We start from the raw sequence: 22,890 nt of genomic DNA on the forward strand, positions 1-22,890 counted from the left end.
GAGCGAACAGTGATCCTAGTGCGCGGAATTGGCAACAAATCCTCTATGCGGTGTCGGAACGACCCGCGCCCGCGCGTCTTCAAGAGGCCGGGCCGACCGGGCATCACATCGGAGACACTGACATGACCTACGTCGACGGCTTCGTCCTGGCGATCCCCAAGGCCAACAAGGCGAAGTATCTCGAGATGGCGCAGAAGGCCTGGCCGCTCTTCAGGGAGTTCGGCGCGATCCGCCATGTGGAGTGCTGGGGCGACGATGTGCCCGACGGCAAGGTCACCGACTTCAAGGGCGCGGTGAAGGCCAAGGACGACGAGGTCGTGGTCTTCGCATGGGTCGAATACCCCTCCAGGGCGGTCCGCGACGCGGCCAACAAGCGGATGATGGAGGACGAGCGCATGTCGGGCATGGAGATGCCGTTCGACGGCGCCCGCATGATCTTCGGCGGCTTCACGCCGATTCACGACGAAAGCGCCTGACGCGGCCGACGCTAGCGCACGACCGTCCCGTTCAGCCGCAGGCGGCTGACGCCGCCGTCGGGGTAGATGTTCAGGCGGACGAAGCGGACCGCGCCGAGGTCCGCGAGTTCGTCGCGGAACGTGTGGACGGTGTCGGCCTGAAGCTTCACCTCGGGCAGCAGAACCGGCCAGGCTTCGGCCTGCGCGGCGATCTCGTCGGGCGCGCCGTGGGCGCGGCGCGTGGCCTGGATCGAGCAGCGGTCGGGATAGTTGCCCTTGAAGTGCGCGGTGTCGACCACGACCTCGCCCACCCGGCCGAAGGTCCCGAGTTCGAGGATCGCCCAGTCGTGGCCGGGTTCGCGGCGCCGCCGCGTCTCCCAGCCGTCGCCCATGTTCACGCCGCGGCCGGGCGCGGTCAGGTTGCCCACAGCGCCGTAGTGCTCGTCGTTGGCGATGATGCCGCGCCCGCCGTTGGCGACGGCCAGCAGGTCGACGACGGCGCCGTCGGCCACCTCGCCCCAGTCGGGTTCGACCCGGCCCCAGACGCGCAGGCGCGCCACGCCGCCATCGGGATAGATGTGAAGGCGGACATGGGTGATCGGCTCGGCGTGGTCGACCGGTACGTAGATGCGGTCGTCGCCGTGGAGGTCGACGCGCGGCGTCACCTTCACCCAACCCGCCGCCGGATTCGGCTCGTCCGACCGGCAGACCTCGACCTCGGCGCCGGGCGGGTAGTTGCCGGTGAAATGGCTGGTGTCGATCTCGAAGCCGGCGACGCGGCCCGCGACGCCGAGCCGGATCACGCACCAGTCGTGGCCGGGGCCGCGCTTGCGGCGGCTCTCCCAGCCGTCCATCCACTTGCCGTTGTCGTCGTACTTGCCGGCGATGAAGACCGGTGGCTCGGGCGCGATCAGCCGGGCCTTGTCGGCGAAGAAGTCGTCGGTGGCGAACACCACCTCCGAGCCCAGGCGAGGCTGGGCGAGGTCCACGTACCGGCGGCGCAGGTCGTCGAACATCGGCGGGCTCACATCAGGTCGGCGAGGCGCAGGCTTGCGATCCGATGGATCTGGGCGATGGCCGTCGCGAATTCGGTCTCGAGGTCGTTGGCGAGGCGCGCCTCGAAGGCGGCCAGAATCTCCGCTCGTTCTGCACCCTTCACCACGTAGACAAAAGGGAACTGAAAGCGCGCATTGTAGGCCGCATTCAGGCGGCGGAAGGCGGCGAACTCCTCGGCGCTGCACCGGTCGAGGCCGGCGCCGGCCTGCTCCTTCACGGACGCTTCGGCCATCGCGGTGCGGCTGGCGAGTTCCGGGTGCGCCCGGATCAGCGCCAGCTTCTTCTCCCGCGGCGCGGCGTCGACCACGGCGGCCATGGCGGCGGCGAGCTGCTCGCGGTCGTGCGGCGGGTCGGGCCAGACGCCCTCGGCGACCCAGGGCGAGGCCTCGTAGACCGCGCCGAACCGGGCCAGGAACTCCGCGCGCGAGAGCTTGCGGCTCATCCGGCGAAGGCCCGTTCGAGGAACGCCACCAGGTTCGCGCGCGCCGCAGCGGCGGCCTGCGGATGGAACTCGAACGGCACCGGTCCGCCCTTGCCCTTGTGCGCGTAGGGATCGGTGATGACCTTCGCCGGCAGGTCGCGGTCGAAGGCGTGGGTCGCGCCCTCGTGGACGACGAGTTCCACGCGCGCCCGGTCGGCCGGCGCGAGGGAGGCGAGGAAGCCCGCGCAGACCTCGGGGTCGTCGTAGGCGTCGGCTCCGCCCGCCTGGATCAGCACGGGCGCTCCGGCGAGGTCGGCGAAGTCGTGGCCGGGCGCGCGGTTGTAGCTCCAGAGCGCGGGATAGAAGGCGGCGTGGGCGGCGAAGGCGGTCCCGGGCTCGGCATGCGCCGCCACGTTGGCCCGCGTGGCGCTCAGCAGGCTCACGACGCCGCCCCAGGAGAACCCGGCGACGGCGATGCGCCTGGGGTCCACCTCGGGCTGCCGGGCCAGGAAGGCGAGCGCGGCGAAGGCGTCCGGCAGGGTCGAGGGCACGGACGACGGCCTGCCGGCCGCGCCGCGGACCGTCCCGCGCGCGGCCCACATGTCGACCTCAAGGGTTGCGATCCCCGCGGCGTTCAATGCTGAGATGTGGAAGCCGCCGCGGCCGTCGACGCCGTCCGAGCCATGGCAGACGACCACCGCGCCGACCTGCGGCGGCGCCGCGCCCGGCTCGACCAGCGGCACGCGAAGCTGACCCGCCACGGTCAGGCCGTCGCGGGTGGGGAACGCCACGTAGGACGTCCGGAAGGCCATCGGTTCAGCCGCCATGGGGATACGTCTCCCGCCAGTGCCGGGCGATCTCGACGCGCCGGGCAAACCAGACATCCTCGTGTTCGAGCGCATAGCGGATGAACCGCTCCAGCCCCGCGATCCGGCCCGGCCGCCCGACGATGCGGCCATGCAGGCCGACGCTCATCATCTTCGGCCGCTCGGCGCCCTCCGCGTAGAGCACGTCGAACGCGTCCTTCAGGTAGCCGAAGAACTGCTCGCCCGTGGCAAGCCCGCCGCCCGAGAAGCGCATGTCGTTGGCCTCCAGCGTGTAGGGCACGATCAGGTGCGGCCGTCGGTTGACCTCGGTCCAGAACGGCAGGTCGTCCGAGTAGTCGTCGGCGTCGTAGAGGAATCCCCCGTCGTCGGCGATCAGCTTGCGCGTGTTGGGGCTGGTGCGGCCGGCGTACCAGCCCAGCGGATGCTCGCCCGTCAGCCGCCTGTGGATCTCGATGGCGCGGTGCAGGTGCTCGCGCTCCACCCGCTCGGGCACGTCCTGGTAGCTGATCCAGCGCCAGCCGTGGCTGGCGATCTCGTGGCCGGCCTCCAGCATCGCCTCCACGACGGCCGGGTTGCGCTCCATCGCCATGGCCACGCCGAACACCGTCACCGGCGTCCCGTAACGCTCGAAGAGGCGCAGCAGCCGCCACACGCCCGCGCGGGCGCCGTACTCGTAGATCTGCTCCATCGACATGTGCCGCGCGCCCAGGACCGGCGCGGGGGCGATCAAGTCGGAGAGGAAGGTCTCCGCGCCCGGGTCGCCGTGCAGGACCGAGTTCTCGCCGCCCTCCTCGTAGTTCAGCACCATCTGGATCGCGATGCGCGCGCCCCCGGGCCAGCGGGCGTGCGGCGGGTCCCTGCCGTAGCCGATCAGGTCGCGCGGATAGGACGTCTCGGGCATGGATCGACCGCTTAGCAGGGGTTCGGGCGGCATGCAGCGTCGCAATCCTGCGCGACGGTTGCAATTCGCGGCCCGAGCGCGGAATCTGGACGGCCGACTGCTGGACTTCGAATGAGCGGCCTCACCACCCACGTCCTCGACACCATGCATGGCCGGCCCGCCGCGGGCATGTCGCTGCGCCTGCTGCGCGGCGCCGAGACCCTGGTGGCGACGGTGACCAACCTCGACGGCCGGCTGGACAGGCCGTTGCTCGCCGGATCGGCGCTGAGGGCGGGCGGCTACCGGCTGGAGTTCGACGTCGGCGAATACTTCCGCGACATGGGCGTGCCGCTGTCGCAGCCGTCGTTCCTGGAGACCGTGGTCGTCGATTTCAGCGTCGACGAGCCGGAGAGCCACTATCACGTACCGCTGCTGGTCAGCCCGTTCGCCTACTCGACCTACCGGGGCAGTTGAGGATGGCCCGCCCGATCCGCTTCCTGCTCGACGGCGTGGTCCGCGAGTCGCCGGCCGACACCGACCCGACGCTGACGGTGCTGAACCTGCTCCGCTACCATCTGCGCCGGACGGGCACGAAGGAAGGCTGCGCGGAGGGCGACTGCGGCGCCTGCACCGTCGTGCTGGGGGAGCTGGAGGGAGAGCGGGTTCGGTTCCGCGCGGTCAACGCCTGCATCCTGTTCGCGCCGATGCTGGACGGCCGGGCGCTGTTCACGGTCGAGAGCCTGGGGCGCGAAGGCGCGCTGCATCCCGTCCAGCAGGCGATGGTCGACCTGCACGCCAGCCAGTGCGGCTTCTGCACGCCGGGGTTCGTGATGAGCCTCTACGCGCACCAGCGCGAGGGCGCGCCGAGCGACCCGCAGAGCCTGAAGGACGCGCTCGCCGGCAACCTCTGCCGCTGCACGGGCTACGGTCCGATCCTGGCGGCCGGGCAGGCGATGGGCGCGGCCCCCGAGGCGGACATCGCCGCGGCGCTGAAGGCGATCCAGCCCGCCGAGGGCCTCGCGATCGAGCACAAGGGCCGCCGCTTCGTCGCGCCGCGGTCGGCCGACGAGCTGGCCGCGACGCTGGAGGCGAACCCGGACGCGACGGTGCTGGCGGGCGGAACCGACATCGGCCTGTGGGTGACCAAGCAGCGGCGGGTGCTGCGGACGATCGTGTCGCTGAACGACTGCGCGGACCTGAAGGCCGTCGAGGACCTCGGCCCTGCGATCCGGATCGGCGCGGCCGTGCGCTACGCCGACGCCCACGCGGCGCTGGCCGCGCTGCACCCCGACTTCGGCGAGCTGCTGCGCCGGCTGGGCGGGCAGCAGGTGCGGAACCTCGGCACGGTCTGCGGCAACATCGCCAACGGCTCTCCCATCGGCGACATGCCGCCGGCGCTGATCGCCGCGGACGCGACCCTGGTGCTGCGCAGGGGCGCCGCGCGGCGGGAGCTGCCGCTGGAGGCCTACTTCCTGGCCTACGGCAGGCAGGACCGCGCGCCCGGCGAGTTCGTCGAGGCCGTGATCGTGCCGAAGCCGGCGGCCGGTCGGATCTTCAGGATCGCCAAGCTTTCCAAGCGCTTCGACCAGGATATCTCAGCGGTCTGCCTGGGCCTGTCGGTGGGCGTCGAGGCCGGTCGGGTCACCGACGCGCGCATCGCCTTCGGCGGCATGGCGGCGACGCCGAAGCGCGCGGTTGCCTGCGAGGCGGCGCTCGCCGGCCGACCCTGGACGCCCGCGACGGTGGAGACCGCGGTCGGGACCCTCGCCGACGACTTCGCGCCGATCACCGACATGCGGGCCTCCGCAGGCTACCGGCTCGAAGCCGCCGGCAACCTGATCCGCCGCGCCGTCCTGGAGAGCCAGGGCGCCGCGGCGCGCCTGCTCGACGCCGAGGCGGTCGCCCATGGCTGACTCCGGGGCCGCCCGCGGCCGGCCGGTCCTGCACGCGCCGATCGGCCACGACAGCGCCCCGCGCCACGTCTCGGGCGAGGCGCTCTACATCGACGACATCCCCGAGCCGCCCGGTCTCCTGCACCTCCACGCCGGCCTGAGCCAGCGGGCGCACGCCAGGGTGACGAAGCTCGACCTCTCCGCGGTCCGCGCCGCGCCCGGCGTCGTCGCGGTGCTCACCCCCGCCGATGTGCCCGGCGGGAACGACATCAGCCCCTTCGCCGGCGACGAGCCGCTGTTCGCGACGGACGAGGTGCAGTTCCTGGGGCAGCCGCTCTTCTGCGTCGCCGCCGAGACCCTGCCCAAGGCGCGCGCGGCCGCCGCCCTGGCCGTGGTCGAGTACGAAGACCTGCCGCGCCTTCTCACCGCCGACGCCGCGCTGGCCGCCGGCGCGTTCATCGAGCCCAGCCAGACCATGGTCCTGGGCGACGCCCGGGCGGCGATCGCCGCCGCTCCGCACACGGTCCGCGGCCACCTTCAGGTCGGCGGCCAGGAGCATTTCTACCTCGAGGGCCAGGTGGCCCTGGCGATCCCCGGCGAAGGCGCGGACCTCCACGTCTGGACCTCGACGCAGCACCCGACCGAGACCCAGCACATCCTGGCCCGCGTGCTCGGCTGCGCCGACGCGGCCGTCACCGTCGAGGTGCGCCGGATGGGCGGCGGCTTCGGCGGCAAGGAGACCCAATCCGTGCAGTGGGCCGCGATGGCGGCGCTGGCGGCGCGCGTCGCCCGCCGGCCGGCCAAGATCCGCCTCGACCGCGACGACGACATGACCGCCACCGGCAAGCGGCACGACTTCGAGATCGACTGGACGCTGGGCTTCGACGGCGACGGCAAGCTGCACGGCGCGCAGTTCGAGTTCGCCTCCCGCTGCGGCTTCTCGGCCGACCTCAGCCACGCCATCAACGACCGGGCGATGTTCCACGCGGACAACGCCTATGCGCTGCAGACCGCCGAGATCGTCTCGCACCGCACGCGCACCCACACGGTCTCCAACACCGCCTTCCGCGGCTTCGGCGGGCCGCAGGGGATGATGGCGGTCGAGCGGGCCATGGACGCCGCCGCGCTGGCCCTGGGCAAGGACCCGCTCGACGTGCGCCTCGCCAACCTCTACGGCGTCGCGGGCGACGCCACGCCCTACGGCCAGACCGTCGAGGACGCCGTCATCCGCGAGATCGTCGAGGCGCTGGCGGCCGACTGCGACTACCGCGCGCGCCGCAAGGCGGTCGCCGCCTGGAACGCCGGCGAGGGCCACCTGAAGCGGGGGCTGGCGCTGACGCCGGTGAAGTTCGGCATCTCGTTCACGACCACCCACCTGAACCAGGCCGCCGCCCTGGTGCATGTCTACACGGACGGCTCGATACACCTGAACCACGGCGGGACCGAGATGGGCCAGGGCCTGAACGTGAAGGTCGCGCAGGTCGTCGCCGACGCCTTCCAGGTCCCGCTGGCGTCCGTCCGCATCACCTCGACGCGCACCGACAAGGCGCCGAACACCTCCGCCACCGCCGCCTCGTCCGGCAGCGACCTCAACGGCATGGCGGCGCTGCACGCCTGCGAGCAGATCAAGCAGCGGCTCGCCGAGTGGGCCCGTGCGGACCACGGCCACGAACCGCGCTTCACCCCCGACGGCGTGCAGGTGGGGGCCGAGTTGTTCCCGTTCCGCGACTTCGTGAACCGGGCCTACCTGGCCCGCGTCTCGCTCTCGGCGGCGGGGTTCTACAAGACTCCCGACATCCACTACGACCGGACGACCCACAAGGGCCGCCCCTTCTACTACTTCGCCTACGGCGCGGCCTGCTCGGAGGTGGCGATCGACACCCTGACCGGCGAGAACAGGGTCACCCGCGTCGACATCCTCCACGACGTCGGCCGCTCGCTGAACCCGGCCATCGACCTGGGCCAGATCGAAGGCGGCTTCATCCAGGGCATGGGGTGGCTGACCACCGAGGAACTGGTGTTCGACGACACCGGCCGCCTGCGCACCCACGCGCCGTCGACCTACAAGATCCCCACCGCGGGCGACCGGCCGGCCGTGTTCAACATGGCGCTCTGGAAGGGCGAGAACCGCGAACCGACGATCCATCGCTCGAAGGCCGTCGGCGAGCCGCCGCTGATGCTCGCGATCTCGGTGTTCTCGGCGCTGACCGACGCGGTCGCCAGCGTCGGCGGCCACAAGGCGATGCCCAACCTCGACGCGCCGGCCACGCCGGAACGCATCCTGGCCGCGGTCAACGACGTGCGGAGGCGGGCGCATGGGTAGGTCGCCCCCGAAGGCCCTCCCCCTCGAGGGCGGAGGATCGGGCGGCGCCGCCGCCGACGCGGCCCGGATCGCGCATCTGGCCACGACGCCGAGTGCGCCCGACGTCGACGGACCGGCGAACACCACCATCCCCGGCCCTTCCTCCGTCGAGGCGGAAGGGCGAACATCCGCCGGCTGGATCCGCGAGGCGCTGGAGTCCGTCCGCAGCGGCGAGACGCTGGCGATGGCGACCGTCGTCGGCGCGCGGGGGTCCACGCCGCGCGAGGCCGGCGCGCGGATGCTGGTGTGGCCCGACCGCTTCAGCGGCACCATCGGCGGCGGCGCGCTGGAGAAGCAGGCGCTGGACCAGGCGCGCCGGCTGCTGGCGCAGGACGTGCGTCGTCACGCCCTGCAGGACTATCCGCTCGGGCCGCTTCTGCGGCAGTGCTGCGGCGGCCACGTCCGGCTGCTGCTGGAGCGCCTGGACGGCGAGAGCCTGGCGTGGCTGACGCCGGCGGCCGCGGCGCGCGGCCCCTTCGCCTTGACCGCGAGGTTCGCCGGGGGCCGCATGAGCCGTTCGCTGGACGGGCCGGGACCGCACGGCTCGGACGGTCCGACGACCCCGATCATGGAGGTGCGCTGCTTGTCCGAAACGATCCGCCCCGCGCTGCCGCGCGTGGTCATCTTCGGCGCGGGCCACGTCGGCCAGGCCGTGGCGCGGGCGTTCGCGCCCCTGCCCTTCCACCTCGACTGGCTGGCCAGCCGCGAGGATCTGCGGCCGGAAGCCAGCGGCACGCGGGCCGAGATCTTCCCGGAGGACGAACTGGTGGAGGCCGTCGAGGCGGCCCCGGCCGGCACGCTGGTGGCGATCTTCACGCACAGCCACGATCTCGACTACCGGCTGACGCTGGCGGCGCTGCGGCGGGACGACCTGGCCTACGTCGGCCTGATCGGCTCGCGCACCAAACGGGCGCGCTTCGACCGGCGCCTGCGCGACGACGGCGTGACCGAAGCCGAACTCGCCCGCCTCACCTGCCCCATCGGCATCGCCGACCTGAGGTCGAAGGAGCCGGCGGTGATCGCGATCGCGCTCGCGGCCCAATTGCTGAAGCTGACCGAAGCCGCCGGGGACGCGGACGCCTGATGGTGGCGGCGCTGGAGATCTGGGCCAATCTGGCGATCCGCTGGCTGCACCTGATCGCGGGCATCTCCTGGATCGGATCGTCCTTCTATTTCATGTGGCTGGACAGCCATCTGAAGAAGCCCGACGACGCGCCGGCCGATGTTCCGGAGGGGGGCGTCGCCGGCGAACTCTGGAGCGTCCACTCGGGCGGCTTCTACCGGCAGATGAAGTTCATGGTGGCCCCGGCCGGGATGCCGCAGGACCTGCACTGGTTCAAGTGGGAGGCCTACACCACCTGGATCTCGGGCTTCCTGCTGCTCGGTCTGATCTTCTACGTGGGCGCCGACCTCAACCTTATCGACAGGAGCAGGGCCGACCTCGCCGGCTGGCAGGCCATCGCCCTGGGCCTCGGCAGCCTGGTCGCCGGGTGGGCGGTCTACGACGGCCTCTGCCGCTCGCCCGTCGGGCAGAACCTGAGGCTTTTCAGCGTCGTGTGGTTCGCCGTTCTCGTGGCCGCCGGGTGGGGCCTGACGCGCGTCTTCTCCGACCTCGGCGCCTTCATGCATGTGGGCGCGATCATCGGCACGGTGATGGCCGCCAACGTGCTGATGATCATCATCCCGAACCAGCGCAAGGTGGTGGCCCAGGTGCTGGCGGGCGAGACGCCCGACCCGGCCCTCGGCAAGCAGGCCAAGCAGCGTTCGGTCCACAACAACTACATGACGCTGCCGGTGCTGTTCATCATGATCAGCAACCACTACCCGATGATCTTCGCCGCCCCGCTGAACTGGCTGTGGCTGGCGGGGCTGGGGATCGCCGGCTGGACGATCCGCCACTTCTTCAACCTGCGGAACGCCGGGCGCACGGAGCCGCAGGTGCTGGTGTTCGGCGCCCTGGCCTTCCTGACCGTGGCGGTGCTCAACGAGACCGCGCGGCCGAAGCCGGCGGCGGTCGCCGGGGTTCCCGCCTACGCCGAGGTCCGCGCCATCGTCGACCGGCATTGCGTCACCTGCCACGCGGCGCATCCGACGCACCGCGGCGTTCCCGTCGCCCCGAACGGGGCGATGTTCGACACGGCCGAGGGGCTGCGGAAGCACGCCCAGCGCATCTACGAGCGCGCGGTGGCCACCACCTCGATGCCGCAGGGCAACGAGACCGGCATGACGGCGGAGGAGCGCGGCAAGCTGGGGGCGTGGATCAGGTCGGGGGCCAGGACATGAGGCGGATCGTTCCCGAGCCCCTGACCGCCGACGCCTTCGCCCCGTTCGGCGATGTGATCGAGGCCACCGACGAGGCGGAGGTCATGCCGATCAACCAAGGCTGGACCACCCGCTTCAATGCGCTGGCCGACGTCGCGGTGGGCGACGGGCGCGCGATCATCAGCATCTTCCGCTCGAGGCCGCTGACGCCGCCCGTACTGAAGGTCTTCGAGCGCCACCCGCTGGGCAGCCAGGCCTTCATGCCGCTGGACGGCCGGCCGTTCCTGGTGGCGGTCGCGCCGGGCGGCGGCGACTTCGACCCGGCCGCCGTGCGCGTGTTCCGCGCCGCCGCGACGCAAGGAGTGAACTACGCCAGGGGGACGTGGCACCACTTCCTGCTGGCCCTGGAGGCCGAGAGCGACTTCCTGGTGGTCGACCGCGACGGCGGCGCGGGCGAGAACCTCGACGAGGCCGAGCTCGCGGAAGCCGACTGGATCGCCGTCGCGCCATGAGCCCGCCTTCGCCAGGGCCTCGGAGCGAAGCACGATGAGCCGCCAGGCCTACCGCGCCGCCCTGCTCCACATGCTGGACGATCCGGCGCGCACGCCGGCGGCCGACGCCTGGGCCTACCACCCCGACGGCCTCCTGGTCGTGGAGGACGGCCACGTCGCGGCCTTCGGCGCCCATGCCGACCTGGCCCCGACGCTGGGCGCCGACGTCGCGGTCACCGAGCTGCCCGGCCGCCTCATCACCCCCGGCTTCGTCGACGCGCACGTCCACTACCCGCAGGTCGACGTCATCGCCGCGTGGGGAACGCAGCTCCTCGACTGGCTCGCCACCCACACCTTCCCGGCCGAGCAGGCCTTCGCCGACCGGGCCCACGCCGACGCGGTCGCCCAGGTGTTCCTGGACCAGCTCCTGGCCAACGGGACCACCTCGGCGCTGGCGTTCTGCACCGTCCACAGGACCTCGGCCGACGCGCTCTTCGAGGCGGCGCTCGCGCGCAACATGCGCCTGATCGCCGGCAAGGTGCTGATGGACAGCAACGCGCCCGCCGGCCTCACCGACACCGTGGAGGGCGGCCGCGCCGACACCGAGGCGCTGATCCGCACATGGCGGGGCCGCGGGCGCCTCGGCTACGCCGTGACGCCGCGCTTCGCCGTGACCTCCAGCGACGAGCAGCTCGCCATGGCCGGCGAGGTGCTGGCGGCCCACCCCGAGGCGCTGCTCCACACGCACATGTCCGAGAACCCGGCCGAGATCGCCGAGGTGTCGCGCCGCTTCCCCCAGGACCGCGACTACCTCGCGGTCTACGAGCGGCACGGCCTGGTGGGACGCCGCTCGGTCTTCGCGCACTGCGTCCACGCGACGGACGACGCGTTCGGCCGGCTGGCCGCGGCCGGCGCCTCGGCCGCCTTCTGCCCCTCGTCCAACCTGCTGCTGGGCAGCGGGCTGTTCAGCCTGAGGCGGGCGTGCCGCTGCGGCGTGAACACCGCGCTCGGCACCGACGTCGGCGGCGGGGGCTCGTTCTCGCTGCTCGCCATGATGGGCGAGGCCTACAAGGTGGGGCAGCTCCTGGGCGACAACCTGGACCCGCTGCACGCCTTCTATCTCGGCACGCTGGCCGGCGCGCGCGCCCTGCGCATCGACGACAAGGTCGGCAACCTCCTCCCGGGCAAGGAGGCCGACTTCGTGGTGCTCGACCTGGCCGCCACGCCGCTCCTGGCGCGCCGGACGAGGAGCGCCGGGACGCTGGCGGAGACCCTGTTCATCCTCTGCGTCCTCGCCGACGACCGCGCGGTCGAGCGCACCTATCTGGCCGGCCGCCCGGCCCACGTCCGCGGCGGCGCCTGAACTGCGGGCCTCGTCGCGGCCTTCAGAAGCGGGCCGCCTCGAAGGCCTTCAGCAACCGCTCGTGCCGCCACTGCTCGCGGGCCTTGTCGCTCCTGGCGACGAGGCCGGCGCAGGCGCCCTTCGGCGTCTCGGCGCCGATCTGGCCGGCGCAGGCGGCGACGGGCCGGCGATAGACGTTCGGGTCGGCCCAGAGGCCGTCGCCCGCCAGGAAGCTGAAGGCGATGGCGTTGCGCGCGGCGGTCTTCAGGTCGGCATAGGTCGCTCCGTTCCTCACCGCGGCCGCGTAGTCGCCCGAGAGCTCGGTGCGCGTGATGCCGGCGTCGTCGGTGGAGAGGGCCACCGGCACGCCCTTCTTCCGGAACCAGGCGTAGGGGTGATCCTTCGGGTCGATCTCCAGGATCGCCTGGTTGGAGAGCATGTTGACCTCGATCAGCACGCCCTTCGCCGCCATCTCCTCGGCGGTGGCGTCGGCGCCGACCTCCTCGGGGAGCGCCACGCCGTGGCCGATGCGGCGGGCGCCGGCCACGCGGACCGCGTCGCGGACGTGGTGGCTGAGGGTCCTGGGCGTCACGAGCTTCAGGGTGAGCTCGCCGGCGTGCAGGGCCACCGGCGTCGCGCGGCCGTGGTCGGTCAGCAGGTCCACGATCTGCATGTGCAGGTCGTAGTAGCGGGTGGAGTCGAAGCCGTCCTCCGGCGCCACGAGCTGCAGGCCGACCCAGCGCCGGTCGGCCGCCACCACCGCGACGCCCATCTGGAGCTGGGCCATCGTCTGCTCGGGCGGCCCGTCGCGCAGGGCCTGGGCGAGGAAGCGGAACGTCACCTGGCAGCCCGGCCGCTCGTCCGCGGCGCCGCACCGCAGGACCTCGCGCGCGCGCTCGACGATCCGGTCGGTGTCGGCGCTGACCGCGGGGACCAGGCCGTCGATCCCGGCCGCGGCGAGCGCCGCCCTGGTGGCCGCCGGCGTCCCCCGCCAGCCGACGCGCGCGCCCAGGCCCCGCGACGGGCCGAACTGCGGCGTCACCATCAGCTCGGCGTAGAAGGTGTTCTGCCGCGCGAGGCCGTCCAGCGTTTCGGCGAGCGCGTCGCCGGCGCGCTTCGGCGTGGTCGCGCGGCGGGCGAAGGCGGTGAAGAACTGGTCGTGACCCGAGCGGTCGCGGAAGCCGGGACGGCGCGTCGTCAGGCTGTCGATCAGGGCCGAGCGCAGCGGCTCGCTGGCCTGGACCTCGGCGGCGGGCTTCATGGCCTCGCCGGCGCAGGCGAAGCTGATGGCCAGGGCCGCGGTGTCGACGCAGAGCCCGTCCTGCGCCGCCCAGGCCAGGATGTCCTCGGCCGGCGCGCCGCCGCCCAGGTGGTTGTGCAGCTCGCCCCCCTTCGGGAACGCCTTCAGGAAGGCGGCGAGCTCGGCCGCGCCCATCTTCGCCAGGTCCGGGGGCGCGGCGGCGGCGGGGGTCGCGAGCGCGAGCGCCGCTGCGAGGGGGGTCAGGAGTCTTCGCATGGCGGTCAACCGGCCAAAGCTCGCCCGCGCGGTCAAGCTTCGGGCGCCGCCGCCCGCTGGCCGCCGAGCCTGCCCTCGAAGGCGAAGGTGGCGACGGCGTTGCGGCCGCTGGGGACTTCGCGGGCGCGCAGCGCCTCGTCGAGGACCTCGGGATCGGCGATCCTGCCGACGGCGATCGCGGCGTGGACCTCGTACTGGTCGGCGTCGACGCCGAGCGCGTCGTAGGACCGCGCGAGATCGAAGCCCGCCATGCCGTGCGCGGCCCAGCCGATGCGGCTCGCCTCCAGCGCGAGGTAGCCCCAGGCGGCGCCGGCGTCGAACGCGTGGCTGCGCACCGGCGCCGGGTCGCGGCCCTCGGTGCGGCGGAAGCGGTCGGAGACGACGAACATCAGGACCGAGGCGTTCTTCGCCCAGGACTGGTTGTAGGGGATCAGGAGGTCGAACAGCGGCGCCCAGGCCGGCGTGTCGCGGTGCGCGTAGACGAACCGCCAGGGCTGGCCATTGAAGGCCGAGGGCGCCCAGTGGGCGGCCTCGAACAGGCGCAGCAGGTCTTCGTGCGGCATCGCCTCGCCGGTGAAGGCGCGCGGCGACCAGCGCTGCAGGAAGATCGGATCGACCTCGTACTCGGCCGTGCGGCCGTTCAGCGTCTGCGTCACCCTACTTCTTCCCCACGTGCGCGATGGAGGCGATCTCGACCAGGAAGTCCGGCCGCACCAGCCCGCAGACGATGCAGAACCGCGCCGGCTTCTCGCCCGGGAAGTACTCGGCGTAGACCTTGTTCATGGCCGCGTAGTCGGCCCAATCCTTCAGGAAGATGTGGTTCATGGTGACGTCGTCCATCGTGCCGCCGGCGGTCTCGATGACGGACTTGATGGTCTCCAGCACCTGCCGCGTCTGGGCCTCCGCGTCGCCGACGTGGGCGACGCCGTTGTCCTTGTCGAAGGCGAGCGTCCCGGAGACGTAGACCACGCCGTCGGCCAGCGTGCCCGGCGAGAACGGTGCGATGGGCGTCTGCGTCCCAGGTGGGGTGATGACGGTCTTGGGCATTCGCTCTCCTAGATGTTCTCGGGCGGCGCCTGGCCGACGGCGCCGCAGAAGTCGGCGGTGTTCGACACCCAGCCGAAGAACCGCTCGACGTTGAAGACGGTGGCTTCCTGCAGGAAGGCCGGGCCGGCCTGGTGCGTGGCGTCCTCGATCAGCACGCCGAAGTACTCGCGGTGGAAGCCGTCGCGCAGGGTCGACTCGACGCAGACGTTGGTGGCGATGCCGCAGAAGGCGAGGTTCCTGATGCCGCGCGCCCGCAGCATCGAGTCGAGCGCGGTGTTGTAGAAGGCCGAGTAGCGCGGCTTCTCGATGACGATGTCGCCCCGCTGCGGCGTCAGGCGGTCGACCAGGGCGTAGTCCCAGGTCCCCTTGGCGAGCAGCGTGCCCGAGAGTTCCGGCTTGTCGCGCATGGTCTTGAGCGCATTCGACTTCCACCAGTTGGGAGACCCCTCGCCGCCGGCTTCGGCGTAGTCCGGGTCCCAGCCGTTCTGGAAGAACACGATCTGCACGCCGGCCCTTCGCGAAGCCTCGACCAGCACGGCGATCTTCTCGATGACGGCCGCCGCGCCGCCGATGTCGAACCCGGCGATGTCGAGGTAGCCGCCGGGCGAGGCATAGGCGTTCTGCATGTCGACCACGATCAACGCGGTCGCCTTGGGGTCGATGGGCAGGTTCTCGGGCCGCGCCGGCAGCGTCACGGCGCCGGCGATGGGGACGGTGGGCCTAGGCGCCGACATGCTGGCGGCTCTGCATCAGCGGCTGGATCTTCGTCCCGAAGTCTTCGACCCCCCGCACGAAGTCGTCGAAGGTCAGCAGGACGCCGGCGGTCCCGGGCACGCCCGCCACTTCGTCCAGCATGCGGGCGATGTTCTCGTAGCTCCCCACCAGGGTGCCCATGTTGAGGTTCACCGCCGACTCCGGCGCGGCGAGCTGGGTGGTGTTGGTGTTCGAGGTGCCGCCCTGGGCGTTCGGCGCGGCCTGGTTGGTGAGCCAGGCCAGCGCGTCCTGGTCGGCGCCGTCGCGGTATAGCCGCCACTTGGCCATGGCCTTCTCGTCGGTCTCGTCGGCGATGACCATGAAGAGGATGTAGGCGGCGACGTCGCGGCCGGTCCTGGCCTTGGCGGCGGCGAGGCGGTCGTTCACCCCGGCGAACGCGGTGGGCGTGTTGGTCCCCTTGCCCAGCGCGAACGAGTAGTCGGCATACTCGGCGGTGAAGGCCAGGCCCTCGTCGGACGATCCGGCGCAGATGATCTTCACGCCCGGCGTCGGCTTCGGCGAGACCCGGCAGTCGTTCATCGTCAGGTACTTGCCCTTGAAGTCGGAGACGCCGGTCTCCATCAGCCCCTTCAGCACCGTCGCGTACTCGGCGAGGTAGTTGTAGCGGTCGGCGTAGTGGCTCTCGCCCGGCCACAGGCCCATCTGGTCGTACTCGGCCTTCTGCCATCCGGTGACGAGGTTGATGCCGAAGCGGCCGGGCGCGATGGAATCGATGGTCGACGCCATGCGCGCAACGATGGCCGGCGGGATCGTCAGCGTCGCGACGGTGGCGAACAGCTTGATCTTCGACGTCACCGCCGCGAGGCCCGCCATCAGGGTGAAGCTCTCGAGGTTGTGCTCCCAGAACTCGCTCTTCCCGCCGAAGCCGCGCAGCTTGATCATGGAGAGCGCGAAGTCGAAGCCATGGCGCTCGGCCTTCTGGACGATCTCCTTGTTGAGCGCGAAGCTCGGCATGTACTGCGGCGAGGTGGTCGAGATGAGCCAGCCGTTGTTGCCGATCGGGATGAAGACGCCGATTTCCATGGGATTCCCCTGACGCAGCCGGTGAGTTGGCGCCGCCGGGCGGCCGAACGCAAGCGGGCTCAGGGGTCGTGCGGGTTGGGATCCCAGTCCGGCTGCCGGTAAGGCTTCAGCCCGCCGTCCAGCAGGCATTGCCAGACCTCTTCCGCACTCTCGGCGAACCGGAAGAGGCCCAGGTCCGCCTCGGCGATCATCCCGCGCGCGATCAACGCTTCGAAGTTGATGATCGAGCGCCAGTAGGCCTGGTCGAACAGCACGATCGGGATCGGCTGGCTCTTCTCGGTCTGGCGCAGGGTCAGGATCTCGAAGAGTTCGTCCAGCGTGCCGAAGCCGCCGGGGAACACCACGAGCGCGGTCGCCCGCATCGCCAGATGCATCTTGCGCACCGCGAAGTAGTGGAAGCGGAACGTCAACTCGGGCGTCGAATAGCTGTTCGGGTACTGCTCGTGCGGCAGGGTGATGTTGAGTCCGATCGACGGCGCGCCGGCGTCGCAGGCGCCGCGGTTGGCCGCCTCCATCACCCCCGGCCCGCCGCCGGTGCAGATCACGTTGTGCCGCTCCTGGCGGTCGGACAGCCGCGCGCCGCCCTCCCGCGAGGCGATCTCGCCGAACCGGCGCGCCTCGGCGTACCAGCGCCGGTGGTCGTCCGAGCCGTCCTCCCGGATCCGCGCCGAGCCGAAGACGACGATGGTGGAGCGCACGCTCCAGGCGCGCAGCGCCTCGTCGCACTTGGAGAATTCCAGCATCAGCCGCACGCCGCGCTGGGAGTGCTGCAGGATGAAGTCGGGGTCCAGCGAGGCCAGCCGGTAGGTCGGCGACGCCATCTGCTGGGCGGACGGGTGGTCGTTCTCGGTCATCCGGCCCTTCTAGGCCGCCGTTCGCGTCACTGGAACACCACCACGACGCGCTCGATGAACCAGAAGGCCGCGAAGCTCCCGATGGCGTAGGGCGCGATCAGCCGGGCGCGCGCCGGCAGCTTCAGGCGGCGCAGCGCCAGCATCACGGCCACCGCGACCGCCACGAACATGAGCTGCCCCAGCTCCACGCCGATGTTGAAGAGCAGCAGCGAGGCCGCGACCGCCCGCGGCGGCAGCCCGATCTCGGCCAGGGCGCCGGCGAACGCCAGCCCGTGCAGCAGCCCGAAGATGAAGGCCACCAGCCAGGGCCAGCGGCGCGTGACGCTGGGCCCGTCGCGAAGCAGTTCGGCGGCGACGAACACGATCGAGAGCGCGACGAGGCTCTCCACCAGCGCCGAGGGGACATGGACCCAGCCCAGGGCGGCGGCGGCGAGCGTGAGGCTGTGGGCGACCGTGAAGGCGGTGACGGCCTTGATCAGGTTGCGGTTCGGGCCCACCAGCAGCAGCAGGCCCAGCACGAACGCCAGGTGGTCGACGCCCATCAGGATGTGCTCGACGCCGAGCTTCAGGTAGGCGGGCACGGCCGGCGCCGCGGCCCTGGCCAGCGCGAAGCGGTAGGTGGGCTGGATCGGCTTCACCACCGTCTCGATCCGGCGGCCGTCCGCGAGGTCGACCTGCACCAGGACGTCGGTGATCGAGCGCTCCAGGCCGGCGATCCGCAGCGTCTGGCCATCCAGCGGCGCCGGCGACCTGACGTCCCACGTCCGCACGAGGAACCCGGGCGCGGCGTACTCCTCGGCAGGCCTGGCGGCCAGCCAGCCCGAGGAGAGCTGCGGCTTCAGCGACAGGATCACCTCGCCCATCGCCGGCTGCTTCCAGTAGACCCGCCAGTGGCCCGCCGACTGCTCGGTGATCTGCAGCAGGGCCGGCCGCACCTCGTGCGCCGCGGCGGCGGCCGGCCAGAGGAACGCCGCCGCGAGGAGCAGCAGCGCCAGGATGCGGCTCATCCGGCTGCGCTTCCTTCGGGAGCTCCGAAGGCCGGGCTCACGGCCTGTCCTCGCGCACCACGCGATAGCGGCCGACCAGCCTGGCCACGGCCTTGGCGTTCGCCTGCGCCTGGGTGTCGGCCAGATAGTCCTGCAGCACCTGCGCCTGCACGGTCTCGAACGGCGCGCGGCCGGCCGGCGCGCGGTCGGTCACGTAGACGAGATGCCAGCCGTAGCCGGACCGATAGGGACCGGACCAGGCGCGCACCGGGGCGCCGTCGATCCGCGCCGCGAGCTCGGTGTCGCCGAACAGCCGCCGCGCCTCGGTGGCCGTGAGCGCCGCATAGCGCGACTGCTCGGGGTACGGGTCGGCGTCGACGGCGTCGGGCGGCGCGCCGCCGATGAGCGCGGTCAGCGCCGCCTGCGCGCGCGCGCCGGCGTCGCCCGGCCGGTCGGGCGAGAAGTAGAGGTGGTTGAAACTGGTGCGGACCGGCGCGGCGTAGCGGGCCGCGCGCGCATCGAACCAGGCTCTCAGTTCGGCCTCGTCCGGCGGCTTCGGCAGGCTGCGGTCCTGGTAGAGGAACTCGACCTTCTGGGCGATGCGGCGGCGGACCACCTCGTCGTCGCGGTCGAAGCCCATCGCCTGGCCCTCGCGGACCATGGCCTCCTCGCGCACCCAGGCGTCGACAGCGTCCTCCAGTTGCCGGGGCGACGGCGGCGCGCCGAACTGCAGGCGGTAGGTCTGGGCCAGCGCCGCCACGCGCTGGGGCGTCACGGTGATGGTGCGGCGGTCGTTGGCGTCGCGCCACGCCTGCCCGGCCAGGAACAGCAGCAGGCCGGCCACGAAGAAATGCAGCAGCGGCTCGCGCAGGATCCGGCGCACCCGGCCGCCCCTGGCGGACCCGGGCGTCGCGCCGCCCGCCTGCGTCGTCTGCTCCGCCACGCCGCTCAAGCCTTCAGCGCGCCCGCGATCACCTGGGCGAAGGCGTGCGCCACGGGCGGCGCCAGCGCCGCGGAGACGCAGCGCAGGTCGTCGTTGCGCGCGTGGTGGAAGCGGTGGCTGCCGAAGATGCCCATGACCGGGTCGTAGCCGGCGGCCAGGATGCTGCCCAGCTCGCCCGCGGCCTGCCGGGGGTCGGCCTCGTACACCTGCTCCAGGCCCGGCATCCCGGCGAACGCCCGGGCGCTGGCCGCCGCCAGCGGGTGGCTGACCAGCAGGAAATGCTGCGGGTCCATGCTGGGCAGCGGCGACAGGAAGGTCCCGCGCTCGTGCCAGTCGCGGGCCGCGACGTTGGCGCCCAGATGCACCCAGAGCGCGGTGTCCCGGGGCTTCGGCGCCAGCGCATGGATGAACGCCTCGCCGCCCGCGTACTCGTACTCGTGGCCTGTCGTGGCGATCACGGCGACGTTCACCGGAAGCTTCGCCGTCGCGGCCCACTTCACGAGCATCAGCCAGGCCGCCACGCCCGTGCCCCGCTCCCCCGCGCAGGTGAACCAGCCCGAGCGCGGCGTCGAGATCACCAGCCATTTCGCGGCCTTGCGATCCAGCTTCGCGGTGACGTTGAACGCCGGGCGGCGGAAGGCGCGGCCCGGGATGGCGATCGTCGCCGTCTCGCCGCGGGCCGCCGCCTGCAGGAACGGCTCGGCGGCCTTCGGGGCCAGCACGGCGACCGGCCTGTCGAAGAGCGGCGCGTCGACCGGCGCGTTCAGGGCCAGCGCCTCGCCGCTCGGCCCGGTGGTCACGATCACCACCGCCTGCGCGCCCTTGGCGAACAGGGCGTGTACGCGCCGCGCGACGTCGCCCTTGGCCGTGGACCAGCGCGCGTAGGGCAGCGCCAGGATCGAGATGCCGCCGCCGCCCAGGCTGAGGGGCGCGGTCAGGCCGGGCGTGGTCTGCACATGCGCCTGCGGGATCAGGTCGGCCGTCGCCGCGCCGCAGGTCAGCGTCGCCTCGCCCTCGTAGGCCGGCGTCTCGATGGTCTGCCGGGCGGTCGCGTAGCCCAGCGCCCTCAGCTCGTCTTCGAGCCAGACGCCGGTGGCGGTGTCGCCGGGCCCGCCGGACGCCTTCACGCCGAAGCCGTGGTAGCGCTCGAGGATGCGCCTGGCCTCCGCCTCGTCGGCGGCGGCGACGGGCGCGGCGGCGGCCACGGCAGAGGTTCCCGCGACCAGGAACGGTGCGCCCAGCACGGCGCGGCGGGAAGCTTGGACCGGTTCGCTCATGCCTCCGACGCTAGCGCAGGCCCTCGACCGTTTCGATGGGCGTCGGCGGTCCGCAGCGCATAGCCTTGGTGTATGCGCTCCCGGCTCCGGCGATCCGCGCGGGCAGGTCGCATTCGGCGGCCAGCGCCGCCCTGTCGCCCTTCAGATAGGCGTCCCAGAACCGCACGGTCTCGGTCTTCACGATCTCCATCTGCGGCGGGTCGATCGGCTTCAACTGCTTCAGTTGATCGCGCCGACCGCCGAACAGCGCGTGGTCGGCGCCGGTCAGGACGATCAGGAACTGGTCGGCGCCCTGGATCGCCTGGAAAGGCGTGGTCCGCTCGAACGGCGTCTTCTCCAGATCGAAGGGTGTGGCGTCGGCCGTGCCGGTGAAATGCAGCATCGGCGTCCTGATCCGCGCAAAGGCGGCCCTGGCGTCGTCGCCGCGCGGCTTGTTGGGGCTGTAGGCGATCGCGGCCTTGATGCGCGGCTCCATGAAGGCCGTGTCGCCGGGCATGGCCGGCAGCCGCTGGCCCACCGCGGTCAGGGTCGAGAGCGCGCCGTAGGAATGGCCCGACATGCCGACGCGGCCCAGGTCGACCTTGCCGGCGAGCGCCGGGTCCGCGGCGATCCGGTCCAGCGCGAACGGGATGTCGCCGTAGCGGCCGCGCGCCGCGTCGCTGGTCATGCCGGCCCGGCCGGCCGCGACCCGCGCCGCCTCCGCCACAGGAGGGCCGCCGCCCGCCAGCAGCGCGGTGTCGGAGCCCGCGTGCTGCACGGCCACCACCGCGTAGCCCGCCTGCGCGACCGCGGTCAGGATGTAGGCGGACGCCTCGCGGCTGCCGCCCAGGCCGTGGCTGTGGATCACCAGCGGGAACGGGCCCGGCCCCGTCGGCAGGTACAGCTTGTACGGCACGACCCGGCCGTCCCGGGCCGGGTCGGTCCACTGTCCGTAGCGGATCTCCACACCCTGCGCGGCCGCCGCGGCGGGCGTCCCCGCCGCGAGACCCGGCGTCGCGAGGCTGGGCGCCGCGAGGCTCGGCGCCGCCGCGCCCGCGAGGAGAACGGCGAGCGCGGCGACGGCCGAAGCGAACCCCTGCACGCCCGTTACCAGGTGAAGCGGAGCTGGGCGCCCCAGGTGCGCGGCAGGTTGTAGCGGCGCACGTCGCCGGTGGCCGACGGCGCGTGGAACACGAGGTAGTTCTCCTGGCCGGCGTTGTTCACGAAGGCGGTCAGGTCGTAGTACTTCCAGCTCACGCCGGCGCGCACGTTGAACAGCACGTAGTCGTGCAGCAACGTCGTCTGGTTGGCCTCCTGGACACCGCCCTGACGGGCGTTGCCGTTGAGGTTCACGTAGCCGCTGACGCCCTCGGTGATGTCGTGGCGGTAGTTGACCGTGAAGGTCTGGGTCCACTTGGGCTGCTGCGGCTGCTTGTAGCCGTCGTAGCGGCCGCCCTTGACGTGGCCGCCCTGGCGCGAGCCGCCCACGGTGACCCGCAGGTTGCCGCCCGCGACCTGGGCCCGCGCGGTCGCTTCGACCTCGACGCCCCACAGGGTCGCCGGACCGGCGTTGAACGCATACGACGTCGCCTGCACGGGGCACGCCGGGTTGTTGGCGCGGCAGCCGTTGTCGCCCTGGATCACCAGGTTCTTGTAGTGGTTCGAGTAGCCGGCGGCCGTGACGTAGATGTTGCTGGCCAGGTTGCCCTTGAAGCCGACCTCGTAGGCCGTGACCGTCTCGTTGTCGAACTCGGGGGGCGGCGCGAGCACCGGATCCTGGCGCGAGTCGCCGAGGTTGCCGTTGAAGCCGCCCGCCCGGTAGGCCGAGCCGATCTTGGCGTACATCATCATCAGGGACGTCGGCTTGTAGGCGACGGTGGCGGTGTACGAGACGTTGTCCTGCTTGCGCTCGCCCGTCGGGTTGACGCTGGCGCCGGCCACCGGGGTGTCGGTGACGAACAGGAACTGGCGGGCCAGGAAGTTGCGGTCGTCGTGCGTGTAGCGCAGGTCGCCCGAGAGCTTCAGTTGCTCGGTCAGGTCGTAGTCCGCCGACCCGTACACCGCATACGACGAATAGCGCGCCCGGCCGCGGGTGACGGTGCCGAAGTTGTTGCTGGCCGCCGTCGGCGTCTTGCCGAGGATGCTCGAGGTGGTGTCGTTCAGCAGATACCATTCGCCGCCGAGCACCCAGTTGACGCCGTTCGTGTCGCCGACGAGGTGGGCGTCGTAGTAGCTGATGCGGGCGTGGTCGATCTGGTCGCCGCCCTGGTTGTAGTCGGCCGCCCGGATGGCGGCGAGGCCGGCGGTCGAGACCCGGCCCGGCATCGCCGACAGTTCGTCGAAGAACTGGCGCGAGAGCGCGTCGCGGTCGTACTGGTTCTGGCCGCGGCGGTCGCGCAGGTTGACGACCGTCGACAGGGTGGCCCAGCCGAGGTCGGTCTGGGTGGTGAACTCCAGGTTGCTCACCCGCTGCTTGCCGGTGGAGTCGGTGTTCCACGGCGTG

23 protein-coding genes are annotated in these 22,890 nt (G+C 72.1%); 8 read left to right on the plus strand and 15 right to left on the minus strand.

Annotated elements, in window-relative coordinates; genetic code table 11:
• Window positions 1–122 precede the first annotated feature (122 nt).
• A complete protein-coding gene (locus JNL41_RS21095) occupies window positions 123–476 on the plus strand; it encodes a DUF1428 domain-containing protein (RefSeq protein WP_293478148.1) in 354 nt (117 codons plus the stop codon).
• Window positions 477–487: 11 nt separating this feature from the next.
• On the opposite strand, the gene alc is transcribed toward JNL41_RS21095, so the two are convergent.
• Genes alc through puuE form a run of 4 tightly spaced genes read right to left on the minus strand, consistent with a single transcriptional unit; the run spans window position 488 to window position 3,660 of the window.
• Window positions 488–1,471 (minus strand): allantoicase, encoded by a 984-nt coding sequence (alc, locus tag JNL41_RS21100; RefSeq protein ID WP_293478149.1) that lies wholly within the window; start codon window positions 1,469–1,471, stop codon window positions 488–490.
• Between the two features lie 8 nt (window positions 1,472–1,479).
• The gene (uraD, locus tag JNL41_RS21105; RefSeq protein WP_293478150.1) at window positions 1,480–1,953 is read right to left on the minus strand and encodes a 2-oxo-4-hydroxy-4-carboxy-5-ureidoimidazoline decarboxylase; all 474 of its coding nucleotides are present in this window, start codon (window positions 1,951–1,953) and stop codon (window positions 1,480–1,482) included.
• Entirely contained in the window at window positions 1,950–2,759 is an 810-nt protein-coding gene (locus tag JNL41_RS21110) for a dienelactone hydrolase family protein (RefSeq protein WP_293478151.1), read from the minus strand. Before JNL41_RS21110 ends, uraD begins: the two co-directional genes overlap by 4 nt.
• Window positions 2,749–3,660, minus strand: coding sequence for an allantoinase PuuE (gene puuE / locus JNL41_RS21115; RefSeq protein ID WP_293478152.1), 912 nt, complete (start codon window positions 3,658–3,660; stop codon window positions 2,749–2,751). Before puuE ends, JNL41_RS21110 begins: the two co-directional genes overlap by 11 nt.
• 111 nt (window positions 3,661–3,771) lie before the next feature.
• On the opposite strand from puuE, the gene uraH reads away from it, so the two are divergent.
• The 7 genes from uraH to guaD are packed head-to-tail and all read left to right on the plus strand — an operon-like array spanning window position 3,772 to window position 12,009.
• Entirely contained in the window at window positions 3,772–4,113 is a 342-nt protein-coding gene (uraH, locus tag JNL41_RS21120; protein ID WP_293478153.1) for a hydroxyisourate hydrolase, read from the plus strand.
• Window positions 4,114–4,115: 2 nt separating this feature from the next.
• Window positions 4,116–5,552: a xanthine dehydrogenase small subunit gene (gene xdhA / locus JNL41_RS21125; RefSeq protein ID WP_293478154.1), complete on the plus strand. Its 1,437-nt coding sequence runs from the start codon at window positions 4,116–4,118 to the stop codon at window positions 5,550–5,552.
• Complete coding sequence (xdhB, locus tag JNL41_RS21130) at window positions 5,545–7,854, plus strand: xanthine dehydrogenase molybdopterin binding subunit (protein WP_293478155.1); 2,310 nt, start codon at window positions 5,545–5,547, stop codon at window positions 7,852–7,854. The genes xdhA and xdhB overlap by 8 nt, the downstream gene beginning before the upstream one ends.
• Window positions 7,847–8,977, plus strand: coding sequence for a xanthine dehydrogenase accessory protein XdhC (xdhC, locus tag JNL41_RS21135; RefSeq protein WP_293478156.1), 1,131 nt, complete (start codon window positions 7,847–7,849; stop codon window positions 8,975–8,977). Before xdhB ends, xdhC begins: the two co-directional genes overlap by 8 nt.
• Window positions 8,977–10,176: a urate hydroxylase PuuD gene (locus JNL41_RS21140; protein WP_293478157.1), complete on the plus strand. Its 1,200-nt coding sequence runs from the start codon at window positions 8,977–8,979 to the stop codon at window positions 10,174–10,176. The genes xdhC and JNL41_RS21140 overlap by 1 nt, the downstream gene beginning before the upstream one ends.
• Window positions 10,173–10,667 (plus strand): ureidoglycolate lyase, encoded by a 495-nt coding sequence (locus JNL41_RS21145; RefSeq protein WP_293478158.1) that lies wholly within the window; start codon window positions 10,173–10,175, stop codon window positions 10,665–10,667. The genes JNL41_RS21140 and JNL41_RS21145 overlap by 4 nt, the downstream gene beginning before the upstream one ends.
• Before the next feature lie 34 nt (window positions 10,668–10,701).
• The gene (gene guaD / locus JNL41_RS21150; RefSeq protein WP_293478159.1) at window positions 10,702–12,009 is read left to right on the plus strand and encodes a guanine deaminase; all 1,308 of its coding nucleotides are present in this window, start codon (window positions 10,702–10,704) and stop codon (window positions 12,007–12,009) included.
• 22 nt (window positions 12,010–12,031) lie between these two features.
• Here guaD and JNL41_RS21155 read toward each other — a convergent pair whose 3' ends face one another.
• The 11 genes from JNL41_RS21155 to JNL41_RS21205 all read right to left on the minus strand — a co-directional run.
• Entirely contained in the window at window positions 12,032–13,504 is a 1,473-nt protein-coding gene (locus JNL41_RS21155) for an adenosine deaminase (protein ID WP_293478160.1), read from the minus strand.
• A gap of 32 nt (window positions 13,505–13,536) precedes the next feature.
• Window positions 13,537–14,160, minus strand: coding sequence for a nitroreductase family protein (locus tag JNL41_RS21160; RefSeq protein WP_293478161.1), 624 nt, complete (start codon window positions 14,158–14,160; stop codon window positions 13,537–13,539).
• A 1-nt stretch (window position 14,161) separates the two neighbouring features.
• Window positions 14,162–14,551, minus strand: a complete 390-nt coding sequence (gene rutC / locus JNL41_RS21165; protein WP_293478163.1) for a pyrimidine utilization protein C — start codon at window positions 14,549–14,551, stop codon at window positions 14,162–14,164.
• A gap of 8 nt (window positions 14,552–14,559) precedes the next feature.
• Complete coding sequence (gene rutB, locus JNL41_RS21170) at window positions 14,560–15,285, minus strand: pyrimidine utilization protein B (protein ID WP_293478165.1); 726 nt, start codon at window positions 15,283–15,285, stop codon at window positions 14,560–14,562.
• Window positions 15,272–16,348 (minus strand): pyrimidine utilization protein A, encoded by a 1,077-nt coding sequence (rutA, locus tag JNL41_RS21175; protein WP_293478166.1) that lies wholly within the window; start codon window positions 16,346–16,348, stop codon window positions 15,272–15,274. Before rutA ends, rutB begins: the two co-directional genes overlap by 14 nt.
• A 59-nt stretch (window positions 16,349–16,407) precedes the next feature.
• On the minus strand, window positions 16,408–17,202 hold the full coding sequence (locus tag JNL41_RS21180; RefSeq protein ID WP_293478168.1) for a TIGR00730 family Rossman fold protein: 795 nt from the start codon (window positions 17,200–17,202) through the stop codon (window positions 16,408–16,410).
• Window positions 17,203–17,228: 26 nt separating this feature from the next.
• Entirely contained in the window at window positions 17,229–18,209 is a 981-nt protein-coding gene (locus JNL41_RS21185) for a HupE/UreJ family protein (RefSeq protein ID WP_293478170.1), read from the minus strand.
• Between the two features lie 37 nt (window positions 18,210–18,246).
• The gene (locus JNL41_RS21190) at window positions 18,247–19,131 is read right to left on the minus strand and encodes a peptidylprolyl isomerase (protein WP_293478172.1); all 885 of its coding nucleotides are present in this window, start codon (window positions 19,129–19,131) and stop codon (window positions 18,247–18,249) included.
• A 5-nt stretch (window positions 19,132–19,136) separates the two neighbouring features.
• A complete protein-coding gene (locus JNL41_RS21195; RefSeq protein ID WP_293478174.1) occupies window positions 19,137–20,408 on the minus strand; it encodes a hypothetical protein in 1,272 nt (423 codons plus the stop codon).
• A 10-nt stretch (window positions 20,409–20,418) separates the two neighbouring features.
• The gene (locus JNL41_RS21200; protein WP_293478176.1) at window positions 20,419–21,489 is read right to left on the minus strand and encodes a hypothetical protein; all 1,071 of its coding nucleotides are present in this window, start codon (window positions 21,487–21,489) and stop codon (window positions 20,419–20,421) included.
• 5 nt (window positions 21,490–21,494) lie between these two features.
• Window positions 21,495–22,890 (minus strand): TonB-dependent receptor (locus JNL41_RS21205; protein ID WP_293478178.1); only part of this gene is annotated, 1,396 nt, incomplete at its 5' end.

This window comes from Phenylobacterium sp. (assembly GCF_016793285.1).
GTDB lineage: Bacteria > Pseudomonadota > Alphaproteobacteria > Caulobacterales > Caulobacteraceae > Phenylobacterium.

What these genes read in the sequence shown, in the direction of transcription:
- JNL41_RS21185 (WP_293478170.1), bottom strand. Translation starts at nt 18,209, where the DNA reads ATGAGCCGCATCCTGGCGCTGCTGCTCCTCGCGGCGGCGTTCCTCTGG.
- JNL41_RS21180 (WP_293478168.1), bottom strand. Translation starts at nt 17,202, where the DNA reads ATGACCGAGAACGACCACCCGTCCGCCCAGCAGATGGCGTCGCCGACC.
- uraH (WP_293478153.1), top strand. Translation starts at nt 3,772, where the DNA reads ATGAGCGGCCTCACCACCCACGTCCTCGACACCATGCATGGCCGGCCC.
- xdhA (WP_293478154.1), top strand. Translation starts at nt 4,116, where the DNA reads ATGGCCCGCCCGATCCGCTTCCTGCTCGACGGCGTGGTCCGCGAGTCG.
- puuE (WP_293478152.1), bottom strand. Translation starts at nt 3,660, where the DNA reads ATGCCCGAGACGTCCTATCCGCGCGACCTGATCGGCTACGGCAGGGAC.
- alc (WP_293478149.1), bottom strand. Translation starts at nt 1,471, where the DNA reads ATGTTCGACGACCTGCGCCGCCGGTACGTGGACCTCGCCCAGCCTCGC.
- uraD (WP_293478150.1), bottom strand. Translation starts at nt 1,953, where the DNA reads ATGAGCCGCAAGCTCTCGCGCGCGGAGTTCCTGGCCCGGTTCGGCGCG.
- xdhC (WP_293478156.1), top strand. Translation starts at nt 7,847, where the DNA reads ATGGGTAGGTCGCCCCCGAAGGCCCTCCCCCTCGAGGGCGGAGGATCG.
- JNL41_RS21140 (WP_293478157.1), top strand. Translation starts at nt 8,977, where the DNA reads ATGGTGGCGGCGCTGGAGATCTGGGCCAATCTGGCGATCCGCTGGCTG.
- JNL41_RS21155 (WP_293478160.1), bottom strand. Translation starts at nt 13,504, where the DNA reads ATGCGAAGACTCCTGACCCCCCTCGCAGCGGCGCTCGCGCTCGCGACC.
- rutA (WP_293478166.1), bottom strand. Translation starts at nt 16,348, where the DNA reads ATGGAAATCGGCGTCTTCATCCCGATCGGCAACAACGGCTGGCTCATC.
- rutC (WP_293478163.1), bottom strand. Translation starts at nt 14,551, where the DNA reads ATGCCCAAGACCGTCATCACCCCACCTGGGACGCAGACGCCCATCGCA.
- JNL41_RS21195 (WP_293478174.1), bottom strand. Translation starts at nt 20,408, where the DNA reads ATGAGCGAACCGGTCCAAGCTTCCCGCCGCGCCGTGCTGGGCGCACCG.
- JNL41_RS21095 (WP_293478148.1), top strand. Translation starts at nt 123, where the DNA reads ATGACCTACGTCGACGGCTTCGTCCTGGCGATCCCCAAGGCCAACAAG.
- guaD (WP_293478159.1), top strand. Translation starts at nt 10,702, where the DNA reads ATGAGCCGCCAGGCCTACCGCGCCGCCCTGCTCCACATGCTGGACGAT.
- xdhB (WP_293478155.1), top strand. Translation starts at nt 5,545, where the DNA reads ATGGCTGACTCCGGGGCCGCCCGCGGCCGGCCGGTCCTGCACGCGCCG.
- JNL41_RS21110 (WP_293478151.1), bottom strand. Translation starts at nt 2,759, where the DNA reads ATGGCGGCTGAACCGATGGCCTTCCGGACGTCCTACGTGGCGTTCCCC.
- rutB (WP_293478165.1), bottom strand. Translation starts at nt 15,285, where the DNA reads ATGTCGGCGCCTAGGCCCACCGTCCCCATCGCCGGCGCCGTGACGCTG.
- JNL41_RS21145 (WP_293478158.1), top strand. Translation starts at nt 10,173, where the DNA reads ATGAGGCGGATCGTTCCCGAGCCCCTGACCGCCGACGCCTTCGCCCCG.